The 14,757-nt window shown below is 33.6% G+C and carries 10 protein-coding genes and 2 tRNA genes; 7 read left to right on the top strand and 5 right to left on the bottom strand.

The features are described from left to right. Nucleotides 1-347: 347 nt before the first annotated feature. Nucleotides 348-560, top strand: a complete 213-nt coding sequence (locus tag ASC72_RS11390; RefSeq protein WP_026985591.1) for a hypothetical protein — start codon at nucleotides 348-350, stop codon at nucleotides 558-560. Between the two features lie 203 nt (nucleotides 561-763). On the opposite strand, the gene ASC72_RS11385 is transcribed toward ASC72_RS11390, so the two are convergent. From ASC72_RS11385 to mutS, 4 genes are all read right to left on the bottom strand, one after another. Beyond that, entirely contained in the window at nucleotides 764-1,138 is a 375-nt protein-coding gene (locus ASC72_RS11385; RefSeq protein WP_056190818.1) for a hypothetical protein, read from the bottom strand. Between the two features lie 123 nt (nucleotides 1,139-1,261). Then, nucleotides 1,262-1,347, bottom strand: a tRNA-Leu gene (locus ASC72_RS11380). Between the two features lie 14 nt (nucleotides 1,348-1,361). Next, nucleotides 1,362-1,434, bottom strand: a tRNA-Gly gene (locus tag ASC72_RS11375). A 150-nt stretch (nucleotides 1,435-1,584) separates the two neighbouring features. After that, nucleotides 1,585-4,191 carry a DNA mismatch repair protein MutS gene (gene mutS, locus ASC72_RS11370; RefSeq protein WP_056190840.1) on the bottom strand — a complete coding sequence of 869 codons (2,607 nt, stop codon included), beginning with the start codon at nucleotides 4,189-4,191 and terminating at the stop codon, nucleotides 1,585-1,587. Nucleotides 4,192-4,350: 159 nt separating this feature from the next. On the opposite strand from mutS, the gene ASC72_RS11365 reads away from it, so the two are divergent. From ASC72_RS11365 to ASC72_RS11355, 3 genes are all read left to right on the top strand, one after another. After that, the gene (locus ASC72_RS11365; protein WP_056190817.1) at nucleotides 4,351-4,773 is read left to right on the top strand and encodes a DUF1573 domain-containing protein; all 423 of its coding nucleotides are present in this window, start codon (nucleotides 4,351-4,353) and stop codon (nucleotides 4,771-4,773) included. A 75-nt stretch (nucleotides 4,774-4,848) separates the two neighbouring features. After that, nucleotides 4,849-5,391: an RNA methyltransferase gene (locus ASC72_RS11360; RefSeq protein ID WP_056190816.1), complete on the top strand. Its 543-nt coding sequence runs from the start codon at nucleotides 4,849-4,851 to the stop codon at nucleotides 5,389-5,391. A gap of 84 nt (nucleotides 5,392-5,475) precedes the next feature. Then, a complete protein-coding gene (locus ASC72_RS11355; RefSeq protein WP_056190815.1) occupies nucleotides 5,476-7,635 on the top strand; it encodes a T9SS type B sorting domain-containing protein in 2,160 nt (719 codons plus the stop codon). A gap of 94 nt (nucleotides 7,636-7,729) precedes the next feature. Here the strand turns inward: ASC72_RS11355 and folK are convergent, their stop codons facing one another. After that, the gene (gene folK, locus ASC72_RS11350; RefSeq protein ID WP_056190814.1) at nucleotides 7,730-8,863 is read right to left on the bottom strand and encodes a 2-amino-4-hydroxy-6-hydroxymethyldihydropteridine diphosphokinase; all 1,134 of its coding nucleotides are present in this window, start codon (nucleotides 8,861-8,863) and stop codon (nucleotides 7,730-7,732) included. A 276-nt stretch (nucleotides 8,864-9,139) separates the two neighbouring features. Between folK and sppA the strand changes: the two genes are divergently transcribed. From sppA to ASC72_RS11335, 3 genes are all read left to right on the top strand, one after another. Next, nucleotides 9,140-10,897 carry a signal peptide peptidase SppA gene (sppA, locus tag ASC72_RS11345; protein WP_056190813.1) on the top strand — a complete coding sequence of 586 codons (1,758 nt, stop codon included), beginning with the start codon at nucleotides 9,140-9,142 and terminating at the stop codon, nucleotides 10,895-10,897. A gap of 13 nt (nucleotides 10,898-10,910) precedes the next feature. Then, nucleotides 10,911-11,858 (top strand): alpha/beta hydrolase, encoded by a 948-nt coding sequence (locus ASC72_RS11340; protein WP_056190812.1) that lies wholly within the window; start codon nucleotides 10,911-10,913, stop codon nucleotides 11,856-11,858. A 180-nt stretch (nucleotides 11,859-12,038) separates the two neighbouring features. Next, nucleotides 12,039-14,633 carry an AsmA-like C-terminal region-containing protein gene (locus ASC72_RS11335; protein WP_056190811.1) on the top strand — a complete coding sequence of 865 codons (2,595 nt, stop codon included), beginning with the start codon at nucleotides 12,039-12,041 and terminating at the stop codon, nucleotides 14,631-14,633. Nucleotides 14,634-14,757: the final 124 nt, after the last annotated feature.

The raw sequence follows: 14,757 nt of genomic DNA, 5'->3' as shown, positions 1-14,757 counted from the left end.
GCTTAAAACAACCAAATATGGATTTCGGTACTATACTAAGCAAAAAAATCGCTTAAATCGCATTATTTTAGCCTCAGAAGCTTAGGCAATAATCAACCAAAAGCAAAATAAAGTGCAAATAAGAGAATCAAAACAGCCAATTCTCTTATAGAATATTCAACAAAAAATAATTAAGACAAAATAATCAATAATATAATATTTTTTTACTATTTTGGCATATTATTTGATAAATAAGATAATCGTGAGCGATGAAAATATTTTAAAAAAAAAGTGAAAAAATATTTTACATATTAAAAAATTTATATCTTTGCCACGAATTAATAATTAACCTTTTATAATAAAGTAAGATGAAAAAAGTATTTTTAAGTTTAGCTGTTGTTGCTGTTTTAACTGTTGTTTCTTGTAAAAAAGCTGATGCTGCTGCTGAGCCAGCTGTAGATTCTACTGCTGTTGCTGTTGATTCTGCTGCTGCTGTAGTTGATTCTGCTGCTGCAACTGTTGATTCTGCTGCTGCTAAAGTTGACTCTGCTGCTGCTAAAGTAGAAGAAGTAAAAAAATAATTAGAACCTAAGTTCTAAAGATTTTAAAACCATCCTTAGAGATGGTTTTTTTTATGCCCAAAATTTAATAAATTCCAATATTTTAAAATTCCAAATTCCAATAACACACATTGTATTACTGAAATTTGGAATTTTAAATTATCAAACTATTTTTTTTACACTAAAAAACTACATACTAATGGAATTTGGAATTTCCTTTTTATTTATTCCATTTCATCCTCAACTACTTCTTCATCCTCAAATATCGATTCATTTGAAGAGAAATCTAAAATTTCTGATCGCGAAGCATAAGTAACAATTTCTTTTATTCCTTTTTGCAAAAGCAATTCTGTTGTATATTTTCGACTTGTAGCAAAATGAAGCTCACCCAACATCAATTTAAAAAAATACTTTCCTCCAGAGCCTTTAAATTTCAAAAATCTAGCCTGCTCAATATTTACTTTAAATTTTTCAATATCTTCTTCGCATTCAAACTTCAGCTCATAACTCAAACTAGTAAAAATCACTTTCCCTTTCCTGGAAGTAAATACAAATTTATATTCATCATTAAATCTTTTACTAATTACAAAAGCACCCATTTAGAATTGTTGATTTTAGATTATTAATTTTAGATTCTTCTGAATAAATTTACTTCACAAATTTATTTCACACTGCACGAGTTTACACAATAAAAAAAGCCTCTTCAAAAGAAGAGGCTTTAGTACTCAGAGCGGGACTTGAACCCGCACGAACATTGCTGTTCACTGGATTTTAAGTCCAGCGTGTCTACCAATTTCACCATCCGAGCATTATATGGTTTTGAGCGAAAAACGGGGCTCGAACCCGCGACCTCGACCTTGGCAAGGTCGCGCTCTACCAACTGAGCTATTTTCGCGTTTCAAATTCTAGTAAGAACTACAATACTGACTTGTTCTGTATTGCGAGTGCAAATTTAGGACATTTATTCAATTATACAAGCCTTTTTCGAAAAAAAATTATACTTATTTTATAACCTTCTGATAACCTAAACTTTAAATCTGAAAATTTATTTCTTAACAATCATCCTTTTAATCTCATTGAGTTTCATCAATGCTTCAACCGGTGTGATTGAGTTTATATCAAGACTTAAGATCTCTTCTTTTATCTCTTCTAACAAAGGGTCATCTAAATTAAAGAAGCTCATTTGCATTTCATCATTAGCAGTTTTGATTCCGTTTAAGGCATCACTCGAATGATTCTTCTCCAATTTCTTTAAAAGTTTCTGTGCTTTCAAAATTACAGTCTGAGGCATTCCGGCCATTTTTGCCACGTGAATTCCAAAACTGTGAGCACTCCCTCCTTTTACCAGCTTTCTAACAAAAAGAACGGTATCTTTTAATTCTTTTATCGCAACATTATAATTCTGAATTCTCGGAAGCGATTCTGTCATTTCATTTAATTCATGATAATGCGTTGCGAACAATGTTTTTGCTCTTCCCGGATGTTCGTGTAAAAACTCGGCAATAGCCCAGGCAATCGAGATTCCGTCATAGGTACTGGTTCCTCTTCCAATTTCATCCAATAAAACTAAACTTCTGTCTGAGATATTATTCAAAATAGAAGCCGTTTCATTCATCTCTACCATAAAAGTGGATTCACCCATCGAAATATTATCCGAAGCTCCTACTCTTGTAAAGATCTTATCTACAATTCCCATTCGAACGCTGTCTGCCGGAACAAAACTACCCATTTGAGCCAGCAATACAATTAAAGCTGTTTGTCTCAAAATTGCTGACTTACCAGACATATTCGGACCTGTAATCATAATAAGCTGTTGTGTTTCTCTATCCAAATAAACATCATTGGCGATATACGGCGTTCCAACTGGCAATTGTTTTTCAATTACAGGATGTCTTCCGTTTTTGATATCCAATTCAAAAGTTTCATCAATTTCCGGACATACATATTTATTTTCGATCGCTAATTGCGTAAATGAACACAAACAATCCAGTTGTGCCACTAAATTAGCGTTCATTTGAACCGGCTTAATATAAGTCGCAATCCAGGCTACTAATTGCTCAAAAAGATCCGTTTCAATTTTATGAATCCTTTCTTCGGCGCCTAAAATTTTGGTTTCATATTCTTTTAATTCTTCTGTAATATAACGTTCGGCATTTACCAAAGTCTGTTTACGAATCCATTCTGTCGGAACTTTATCTTTATGTGTATTTCGAACTTCAATATAATATCCAAAAACATTATTGAAAGAGATTTTCAAAGAAGAAATTCCTGTTCGCTCTGATTCTCTTTTTTCAATTCCTTCTAAATATTCTTTTCCGGAAGTTGAGATTGCACGCAATTCATCTAATTCTTCACTAATTCCTTTTGCAATGGCATTTCCTTTTGCAATAGCAACTGGCGCATCCTGATTTAAAGTTACTTTTATTTTTTCTCTTAATAAATCACAAGCATGCAAACTGTCGCCAATAATTTTCACCGCTTCCTGCGGACTTTGCAATGCTAAAGTTTTGATTGGAATAATAGCATCCAGAGACTCTTTCAGATAAACAATTTCGCGCGGTGAAACTTTTCCGGCAGCAATTTTAGAAATCAAACGCTCTAAATCTGAAATTTGCTTGATTTGATATTGAATATTATGAAGAACTTCAGGATTTGATTTCAAATAGGAAACCACATCATGACGCCCTTTTATTTTATTACTATCTTTTAAAGGAAGAGCCAGCCAGCGCTTCAACAAACGCCCACCCATTGGCGAAAGCGTTCTGTCAATTACATCTAAAAGCGTTACAGCATTTGGATTATAACTGTGATATAATTCTAAATTTCTGATCGTAAAACGATCCATCCAAACATACGCATCTTCAGCAATACGCTGTATCGCCGTGATGTGCTGCACCCGATTATGCTGCGTTTCGGACAAATAATACAAAATAGCTCCCGAAGCAATAATTCCTTCTTTTAACTCTTCGACTCCAAAACCTTTTAAGGAAACGGTTTGAAAATGTTTCGTCAAAGTTTCTAAAGCATAATCTTCTTTATAAATCCAGTCTTCTAAATAAAAACTATGAAAATCATCTCCAAAAGCAGCTTTGAAATCACCTTTGTTATTCTTCGGAACTAAAACTTCACTCGGATTAAAATTCTGCAAAAGTTTGTCAATATATTCTGCATTTCCCTGAGCCGTTAAAAATTCTCCCGTTGAAACATCCAAAAAAGAAATTCCGATATTTTTATTAGCAAAATAAACTGATGCCAAAAAGTTATTTGATTTAGATTGTAAAACCTCATCATTTAAAGAAACTCCCGGAGTTACCAATTCAGTAACACCGCGTTTCACGATAGTCTTAGTCATTTTCGGATCTTCAAGCTGATCGCAAATTGCAACACGAAGTCCGGCTTTTACTAATTTTGGCAAGTATGTATTGATAGAATGATGTGGGAAACCAGCTAAAGCTGTTTCAGTTTCAGAACCTGCACCTCTTTTAGTTAAGGTTATTCCAAGAATTTTAGAAGCTCTAATAGCGTCTTCTCCAAACGTTTCGTAAAAATCACCCACTCTGAAAAGCAGACATGCATCAGGATATTTTCTCTTGATTTCGTTGTACTGTTTCATTAAGGGCGTTTCTTTCACCTCTTTCTCTTTCGCTGCCAAATTGTAATGTTTTAAATGAAAATTTATGACAGCGAATTTATAATATTTTGGCGGCATATAGAAGAGCTTCAAAAATTAAAATATTTTTAAGAATTTTTTAAGTTGAGATATAAGAATTTTATATAGATTTGTTCATAATTAAACAAAGACTCTTTAAAGATGAAAAAAATAATTTTATTTGTTATGGTTGCTGTAATTGGAATTACAGCTTCAAACGCTCAAAGCGCTAAAAAAGCTAAAGTTGCTAAAGTTGAAGGAGCCGGAATGGTTTTTGAAAACGAAACGATTGATTACGGAACTATCGCTCACAATGCGGATGGTAACCGTCAGTTTGTTTTTGTAAATAACGGAACAAAACCATTAATCATTACAAACACTCAGGGATCTTGTGGTTGTACTGTACCTACAACACCAAAAGAGCCAATCGCTCCAGGTGCTAAAGGTATTATTGGTGTAAAATATGCTACTGACAGAGTTGGTGCTTTTACAAAAACGGTAACTGTTACTTCTAATGCTGAAGGACAACCTACAAAAGTACTTACTATTAAAGGTACTGTTTTACCAGATCCTGTAAAAAGCTAATCTGAAAGAAAATAAAATAATCGAAAAAGCTTCCTTATCTTTGGAAGCTTTTTTTATGACCTGAATGCAACACCAATGAGAAAACTTGAAAATAGCGAACTGGATCGCAAATCAATTGAAGATTTTAAAAAATCAGACAAAACACCTCTAATTTTAGTTTTGGATGATATTCGCAGTTTGCACAATATTGGTTCTGTATTTAGAACTGCCGATGCTTTTTTGATTGAAAAAATCATTTTATGCGGTATTACAGCAACTCCTCCAAATAAAGAAATTCACAAAACAGCCCTTGGTGCTACAGAAACCGTAGCTTGGGAACATCATGAAAATGTATTGGAAGTTATTGAAAATCTTAAAAAAGAAAATGTATTGACGCTCGCCATTGAACAAGTGGAAAGTTCCGTTTTTCTTCAGGACTTTAAAGTTGCGAAAAATCAAAAATATGCATTGGTTTTTGGGAACGAAGTATATGGCGTTGCACAGGAAGCCGTGGCTATTTGTGATGGCTGTATTGAAATTCCGCAATTAGGAACTAAACACTCCCTAAATATTGCTGTTAGTGCAGGAATTGTAGTTTGGGATTTATTCCAAAAATTAAACTGGCCAAACGCTGATTAATGTTATTTTTCGGCACATCTCGCCTTTAGATGTTAGAAATTGAAATATATTTTTTTATTATTATAAAATTGATACTTTTATAAAATGAAAACTATCAATTTCTTTAAAATAACCATTTTATTTTTTGTTTTATGCTTTAACCAATCTCATGCAAATGAAAAAGTTAAAACATTGGATAAGGCCAAGATAAAACCTGCCAACGATACTCTTAAATTAAATAAACGAAAAAACACAAAAGTTATCTTTGCAGTTACTCCTCCTGTACTTAAAGCAACAGGAGATCAATTATATTGCCCTCTCAACACCATAAATATTGTAACTTCTATAAGCATAACTCATGATCCTTTAGAAACGGGAACACAAGCAGTTTATATTCAGGTTTCTTCAGGATATTCTAGTGGCTTCGATCAGCTTACTCTCTCAAACTTGGGATCACATCCCACAATTACAACAAGTTGGGATTCAACTGCTGGAAAACTTAAATTATCAAGTCCAACGGGAGTTGATGTTTTATATTCAGATTTTGAAGCTGCCATTAGAGATGTGGTATTTTCTAATTCATCAGCTACAGCCTCGGGAACCAGGACTTTTTCGATAACAGTTGGCCAGGCCAACTACTTACCTTCTACTGGACATTATTATTTATATATACCTAGTATTGGCATTACCTGGTCATCAGCAAGAGCCGCAGCGGATGCCAGCACTTACTACGGGCTTAAAGGATATTTAGCTACTATTTTATCTGCCGATGAAGCAAAACTAATTGGGGAACAAGCCTCAGGAACAGGATGGATCGGAGGAAGTGACCAAGAAACTGAAGGTACTTGGAAATGGGTTACCGGTCCTGAAGCCGGAACAGTAATGTCTTATACTTTCTGGAATACCAACGAACCAAACAACTTAGGCGATGAAGATTATGCCCATATTACACAACCAGGAGTAGGAATTAGAGGGTCCTGGAATGATTTATCAAATACCGGGTCAACAACTCCCGGAGACAACTATCAACCTAAAGGCTATGTTGTGGAATATGGAGGATCTGCTGGTGAACTTCCGCTAGAAATAGCTGCAAGTACCAAAATTACAATTCCGGTTGCGACTGCACTTACTCCAAACCCAATTTGTGATTCAGGGAGTTTTACTATAAATGCAACTGCAACTTCTGGCGCTACAATTAGCTGGTACGATAAGGCAACAGGAGGCACTCCTTTAGCAACCGGAAGTCCTTTTACAACTCCCGTAATAAATACTACTACAACTTATTATGTTGATGCTGGTTGCGAATCAAATCGTAAATCGGTTGTCGCTGTTGTTAATAAAACACCCGCAACACCAGCTGTAGCTTCCTCGAATGTTTCGAGATGTGGTCCTGGAAGCTTAAATCTTCAGGCAACAACAAATGTTGGCTTTATAAGTTGGTACACTACTGAAACTGGAGGAATACCTGTTTTTACTGGTAATAATTTTACAACACCTGTAATTTCATCTAATACTATATATTACGCTGAAGCTTCAAATAATAGCTGTCTCAACACCAATCGTACCCCTGTTAATATTAGCATATATACTCCGCCAGTTGTTACGGATGAAGAAGTTCCATTATGTCAAAATCAAAAAATTATAATTGATGCAGGAATATCAGGAATGACTTATTTATGGTCTACAGGAGCTACAACTCAAACTATTGAAGTAAGCACCGGCGGTACTTATACTGTAGATGTTACAAGTCCGGCACCTGAAGGCTGTACGAGTAAAAAAACAATTAAAGTTGATGAGCATGAAATTCCACAAATAGATCGTATTGATGTTAATGGAACCCGAGTTGTTATTTACCTAAAGAAAGAACAAGATTATTTTGAGTATTCTGTTGACGGAACTAATTTTCAGGATTCTAACGTGTTTTATGATGTTCCTGGAGGGCTACAAACAGCTTATGTAAGAGAGAAAAGTGGATGTGGCGATACTGTTAAAAATTTCGTAGTACTTGTTTTTCCAGCTTTCTTTACTCCAAACAATGATACTTTTAATGACCTTTGGGAAGTAACCGGAATGGAAAATTATCCACAGGCACAAGTCACTATTTTTGATCGTTACGGAAAATTATTAGCCCAATTAAGTATTTCAAGGATGAGTTGGGATGGAACTTTCAACAAAACTCCGTTACCAGCTTCCGATTATTGGTATGCCTTAAAAATTGACAATACTCAGCCCGTTTTGAGAGGTCATTTTTCTTTAAAAAGATGATGCTAATTAGATAATGTGCCAATTTGATAATTAGATAATGAAAGACAATACTATAAAAATAATTATCTAATTTTCTAATTGGCATATTGACACATTATCCTATTTTCTTCTGAATTTCACTCAAAATAAAGAGATAATCTTCGTGTTTTTTCACAAAATCACGATCGGAAACATCAATGATTAAAACATTCAGATCGGTCTGTGATTTGATATAATCTAAATAACCGGTATTGATTTTATCCAGATATTCGGCTTCGATATTCTGTTCGTAATTTCTGCCGCGCTTTTTGATATTCTGAAGCAAACGCTCTGTGTTTTGATATAGATAAATATACAAATCAGGCTTTGGCATTTCTTTATAAATAATGTCAAATAAATTTCTGTACAAACGATATTCATCTTCAGCCAACGTAATTTTGGCAAAAATCAATGATTTAAAGATATGATAATCGGCTACTACAAAATCTTTAAACAAATCAAATTGCGCTAAATCATCTGATAATTGCTGATAACGGTCGGCCAAAAAAGACATCTCGAGTGGGAAAGCATATCGGTTTTGATCTTTATAAAATTTGGGTAAAAATGGATTATCTGCAAAACGCTCCAAAACAGTTTTGGCATTAAAATCTTCTGCAATTTTATTTACTAATGTTGTTTTTCCTGCACCAATATTTCCTTCAAAAGCAATATAATTAAACCTTTCCAATGGAATTTCCTGCAAAGGATTTTTTAATTCCTTAACAACAGTACAAATACTATCATCTGGTGTAACGGCAATTAATTCTGAAATAGATTTTTGAAAAACAGGATGTTTCCAGTTTAATTTTAAATCCTGCATGGGCATCAATACAAATTTCCTGTTTTGCATTAAAGGATGCGGAACCTGAAGTTTCTCAGAATCAATAATTTCATCATCAAAAACAATCAAATCAACATCGATAATTCGGGATTGATAACCTTCCTGATTGGAGCGAATACGACCCAATTGTTTTTCGACTTTTAAAATCTGATTCAATATTTTTTGTGCCGATGAAGTACTATGCAACAGCAATACGCAATTATAAAAAGCATCACTTTCGAATCCCCAGGCAGGAGTTTCGTATAACTTTGAGACCTGAATAACCGTTCCTACTTCCTGATGTATCAGAGCAATACAACTCTCAATATTTTCTAACCGATTTCCCTGGTTACTGCCTATAGATAAAACGATTTGATGCTGTGACTTCATAATGCAAATTAACTAAAACTATTTCAGAATTACTCACATTATTTATTCAGGAATCAGAAGTTTCCAATTATTTCAAACCTGCTTTTAATCTTTTTTCTACATAAATTTTTCTAAAAAACTTGTGTAATCTAAAAATAACATATCTTTATTTTAGAGAATTTAAAAAGGCAAATAAGGTTACAAGTATTTTACAAATCATGTGAGAGACTTACCCGTCATTTAGATTATATTTGTAACAAACCAACCTTTTTCACGACTTATTAAAAAAATATAATTATGAAGTTTTTAGGAAATGTAATTGCCACAGTGATTGGTATTTTTGTATTCATTATGTTATTCTTCTTCGGGGTAATCCTAATTGGGGCTATTTTTGGCGGAGATGATACGGTTTCCGTTAAAAGTGATTCGGTTATCGAATTGGACTTAAAAAAAATACAAAACGATTATGCCGGAAAATATAAAGACCCTTGGGTAACTGTTTTTTCTGAACAAAAAGGAATTGGTTTAACCGATGTTATCAATGCTATTGAAGCGGCGAAAACAGATGATAATATTAAAGGAATTTCAATCCTAAACGATGAATCTTCATTAGGATTGGCTCAATATAAGGACTTAAGAAACGCACTTGAAAGTTTTAAAAAATCAGGGAAATTTGTCTGGGCCTACGCCAATACTTATTCTCAAAAAGAGTATTACCTGAATTCAGTTGCCAACACTATTTATTTGAATCCAGCGGGAGATTTAGATTTTAAAGGACTTTCTTCTGAGGTAATGTTCTTCAAAGATTTTCAGGATAAATCAGGGATTCATATGGAAGTGATTCGTCATGGAAAATATAAAAGTGCCGTTGAACCTTTTTTAGAAAATAAAATGAGCGATGCCAACAGAGAGCAAGTTACAGCACTTTTGAACTCTATCTGGACAACCGTTTCTACTGATATTTCAAAAAGCCGAAATATTCCGCTTCCGAAATTAAATGAGATTGCAAATGGTCTATTAGCAAGAACGCCTGAGATGGCTAAAAAAGAAGGTTTGGTCGATATCGTTGCTTATGAAGATGTGTATCACAATACCATCAAAAAAGCTTTAAAAGTAACGGGTGATGACGATTACAACAAAATTTCGATCTTAGATTATACACAAAATAATGTTACTACTGCTTTAACCAATACTGCCAACGACCAAATTGCGATTATCTATGCGCAGGGCGAAATTACAGGCGGTGAAGGCGATGTTAACGTAATTGGCGAAGGTGCAATGCGTCGCTCTTTGCAGGAAGCCAGAAAAAATGAAGATGTAAAAGCAATTGTTCTTCGAATTGACAGTCCCGGAGGAAGTGCTTTAACTTCTGATTTGATCTGGAGAGAAATTGAAGTAACTAAAAAAGTAAAACCTGTTGTCGTTTCTATGGGTAATTATGCTGCTTCAGGGGGATATTATATTGCTTGTAATGCCAATAAAATTTTTGCTGAAAGCAATACCATTACAGGATCCATTGGGGTTTTTGGAATTTTACCAAACTTTACTCCTTTGGCTACTAAATTAGGAATCCATACCGAACAAGTAAAAACACACGAGAATTCAGCCAATTATAGTCCGTTTGTTCCTGTTGACGAAAAATTCAAAGCTTTTACTTTGGAAGGCGTTGAACACATTTACAACACTTTCGTAACACATGTGGCTCAGGGCCGAAAAATGACATTTGCGCAAGTAGATGCTATTGCTCAGGGAAGAGTCTGGTCTGGAAGTGAAGCCCTAAAAATTGGTTTGGTTGATAAAATTGGAGGATTGAATGACGCTATTGCCGAAGCTGCAAAAATTGCAAAAATAAAAACATACAGTACACAAAACTATCCTGAATACGAAAAAACATTTGGTGATCTCTTAGCCAATATGCCTTTTGCAAAATCTAAAGAAGCTTTTATAAAAGAAGAAATTGGAGAAGAAAACTATCTTTTGATTGAGCAGGTAAAAAGATTTCAGAGACAACAAGGCGTTCAGGCAATGCTTCCTTTTGGAATAAATATTAAATAATTCCATTTAAAAAATGAAAAAGATATTTCTGTTTTTCAGTGTTTTATTTTTGAGTATTGTAAACGCTCAGGATAAAAACGCAGTTACTTTTAAAGAATCTCCGGTAATCTTAAAAATTAATACAGACCAACTTTTTGGAACCTTGACAACTCCGGACTTAACAAAGAAATATCCTGTTGCCCTAATTATTGCCGGTTCCGGGCCAACTGACCGAAACGGCAATAACCCAATGATGAAAAACAATTCATTGAAAATGCTGGCTGAAGTTTTGGCTAAAAATGGAATTGCCTCATTACGATATGACAAAAGAGGAATTGGCGAAAGTAAAGCCTCTGCCATTTCCGAGCAAAGTCTGGTTTTTGAAAATTATACAGAAGATGCCAAAAGTTGGATTAATTTATTGAAACAGGATAAACGTTTTTCAGAAGTTATCATTATCGGACATAGCGAAGGTTCTTTAATTGGAATGATTGCCGGAGCAAAGGCCAATAAATTTATTTCTATTGCAGGCCCGGGTGAATCGGCAGATAAACTGATCAAAACACAAATCGAATCAAAAGCAAACAAACAAATAAACGATCTTACTTTCCCAATTATTGATAGTCTGAAAAGTGGTAATAAGGTAAACAAGGTCGATCCAATGCTTAATGCTCTTTTTAGACCAAGTATTCAGCCTTATTTGATTTCATGGTTTAAATACAATCCACAAGCAGAAATTAAAAAATTGAATGTTCCAATTTTAATTGTACAGGGAAACAACGATTTGCAAGTAACTGTAAAAGATGCTGAAACTTTATCACAAGCCAATAAAAATGCCGAACTTTTGATTGTAGATAAAATGAATCATATTCTGAAAATTATTGAAGGTGACAAACAAGCCAATCTGGAAAGTTACAATAACGAAAGCTTACCTCTTTCTGAAATCATGACTACTAAGATTGTTTCATTTATTAAAAAATAATTGAGAATCATAAAACCATTAAAAATCCGTTTGATATACATAGTCAAAACGGATTTTTTAATTTTAACAAATAGTCTATATTCTTCTGTTTTTGTGAAAAAATTAGTACTAAACTCGTATAAAAAAATTATTTTTGCAACCAATTAATAACGACATAAACCCTCAAATCTATAAATAATTATGCTTAAGAAAATTTTAAAGATTACCGCAATTGTTCTCGTGGTATTTGTAGCGGCATTATTTGCCATCCCCTATTTTTTTAAAGATCAGATAAAAGCAAAAATTGCAGAAGCCATCAACGAAAGTGTCGATGCCAAAGTGAGTTTTGCCGATGCCGATTTAAGCTTGTTTAAAAATTTTCCTAATGCAACAGTAGGAATTGAAAAATTAGTCATTATCAATAAAGCTCCTTTTGAAGGTGATACTTTGGTTTCATTAGGTGAATTAAACCTTAAAATGAGTATCAAAGAAATTTTTAAGGGAAAAGATGAGCCTTTGAACATTCAGGGAATTAGTTCTACAAATGGATTAATCAATATCATCTTCAATAAAGATGGTGTTGGTAACTTTGACATTGCTTTGAAAGACAAAAAAGAAGACACTAAAGATGATAAAAGCAAACCACTTTCATTAAAAATTCAGAACTACAAAATCGAGAATTTCACCTTCAGATATATTGATCAGGGCTCGAAAATTAAAATGGTAATCGACAGTTTAAACCACGAAGGAACGGGAGATTTTACCAATTCAAAACTTGATTTAACAACAAAATCTACAGCTAAGGTATCATTGGATATGGATAAAATCAATTACATGAAAAATGTAAAACTGACTTTAGACGCTGTTTTAGGAATTGACTTAGAAAAAAGCAAATATACTTTTAAAGAGAATAAAGCTTTAATTAACCAATTGCCTTTAGAATTTGATGGATTTATTCAGATGGTTGATGCCGGTCAGATTTATGATTTAAAGTTTAAAACTCCAACCTCATCTTTTACCAACTTCTTAGGTCTGATTCCTTCAGCGTATGCTTCTGGTTTAGATGGTGTAAAAACAACCGGAGACTTTTCTATCGTTGGTTTTGCAAAAGGACAATTAACAGATACTACCGTTCCTAAATTCAATATTGCTATTGCATCAAATAATGCTTCATTTCAATATCCGAATTTACCAAAATCAGTTCAGAATATTGTAATTGACACTAAAATCATCAATGAAACCGGGATTCTAAATGACACCTACGTCAATTTAGATAAACTTTCATTCCGAATTGATCAGGACGTTTTTAGCGCTAAAGCGAATATTAAAAACATAACAGTAAATCCATACGTAAATGCAGCTTTAAAAGGAACTATCAATTTAGCAAACCTTTCAAAAGCCTATCCAATAAAAATGGACAAACCTTTGGCAGGTATTTTAAAAGCGGATGTTACTACAGAATTTGATATGGCTTCAGTAGAAAAAAGCCAATATCAAAATATCAAAAATGCCGGAACTATGAGTTTATCAGGGTTTAAATATACTGATGAAAACAATAAGTCGATGAACATTAGTACAGCTTTGGTTGAGTTTAATCCGAGTAAAATTAACTTAAAACAATTTAATGCCACTACCGGAAAATCTGATATCGCGATCAACGGAGTTTTGGAAAATTTCTATGGTTTTATGTTTAAAAAACAGGAATTGAAAGGGAACTTCAATATGAGTTCTAACCAATTGGCTGTTGACGATTTTATGACCCAAGGCGAACCTGCAACAGAGAAAACCGCAGCAAAACCAACGGAAGCCATGAAGATTCCTGCTTTCTTAAATTGTACTATAAATGCAAAAGCAAATACTGTTTTATATGACAATTTAAAACTAAAAGATGTTTCAGGAAGGTTAATTGTAAAAGATGAAAAAGCCCTTTTAGAAAACTTCAAAACATCCATTTTTGGAGGAACAATTGGTTTAACCGGAGCAGTTTCGACAAAAGAAAAAGTACCCACTTTTGACATGAATTTAGGTTTCAATCAGGTTGATATCGCACAGACATTTACGCAATTAGAAATGATGAAAAAAATTGCACCAATAGCAGGAATCATCAACGGAAAATTGAATTCGACAATTAAACTGAACGGAAATTTAGATGCGAATGAATTAACTCCGGACCTGAAATCAATTTCAGGAGATTTGTTAGGGCAATTGCTTTCGACTACCATAAATTCTAAAAACTCAACTTTATTGAACGCTTTAGGTTCAAACATTAAATTCATTGACATGAATAAGATGAATTTGAACGATATTAAAGCGGCATTAACTTTTGACAACGGAAAAGTAAATGTAAAACCATTTGATATTAAATATCAGGATATTAAAATTACAGTTGGAGGAACTCACGGTTTTGATCAAACAATGAATTACAACTTAAAATTAGATGTTCCTGCTAAATATTTAGGAAGTGAAGCGAATGCTTTTCTAGCTAAAATGTCTCCTGCAGATCAGGCAAAATTGCAAAACATTCCAATTAATGCCATGATTACAGGAAACTTTTCTAATCCGAAAGTTTCAACAGATATGAAAAGTGCTGTTAGTAGTTTAGCTTCTCAGGTAGCCAATCAGCAAAAAGAGAAATTAACTCAAAAAGGAGCATCGGCGCTTAACGATTTGATTAATAAAAACACAAAAGCAAAAGATACAACACAAGCTGCAAAAACAGAAAAAGAGCAAAAGACTCAGGAAGTGACAAAAAAAGCAAGCGATTTGCTAAATGGTTTATTTAAGAAGAAAAATTAAAACAATAAAAAAGGCATCCTATAACGGAGGGCACTGAAAAAGTCTTTTCACGAATAAACTGTTAATTAAAAGGAGTAGAAAACAAAAGGTTTTCTACTCCTTTTTTATTATCTTTTCCGTGTAA

It is taken from the genome of Flavobacterium sp. Root420 (genome assembly GCF_001427905.1).
Lineage (GTDB): Bacteria > Bacteroidota > Bacteroidia > Flavobacteriales > Flavobacteriaceae > Flavobacterium.
This window is presented reverse-complemented; position numbering and strand designations above follow the sequence as displayed.

Coding starts and splice junctions, on each gene's coding strand:
- ASC72_RS11385 (WP_056190818.1), bottom strand. CDS start 1,138: ATGGGTGCTTTTGTAATTAGTAAAAGATTTAATGATGAATATAAATTT.
- ASC72_RS11390 (WP_026985591.1), top strand. CDS start 348: ATGAAAAAAGTATTTTTAAGTTTAGCTGTTGTTGCTGTTTTAACTGTT.
- sppA (WP_056190813.1), top strand. CDS start 9,140: ATGAAGTTTTTAGGAAATGTAATTGCCACAGTGATTGGTATTTTTGTA.
- ASC72_RS11340 (WP_056190812.1), top strand. CDS start 10,911: ATGAAAAAGATATTTCTGTTTTTCAGTGTTTTATTTTTGAGTATTGTA.
- ASC72_RS11355 (WP_056190815.1), top strand. CDS start 5,476: ATGAAAACTATCAATTTCTTTAAAATAACCATTTTATTTTTTGTTTTA.
- folK (WP_056190814.1), bottom strand. CDS start 8,863: ATGAAGTCACAGCATCAAATCGTTTTATCTATAGGCAGTAACCAGGGA.
- ASC72_RS11365 (WP_056190817.1), top strand. CDS start 4,351: ATGAAAAAAATAATTTTATTTGTTATGGTTGCTGTAATTGGAATTACA.
- ASC72_RS11360 (WP_056190816.1), top strand. CDS start 4,849: ATGAGAAAACTTGAAAATAGCGAACTGGATCGCAAATCAATTGAAGAT.
- ASC72_RS11335 (WP_056190811.1), top strand. CDS start 12,039: ATGCTTAAGAAAATTTTAAAGATTACCGCAATTGTTCTCGTGGTATTT.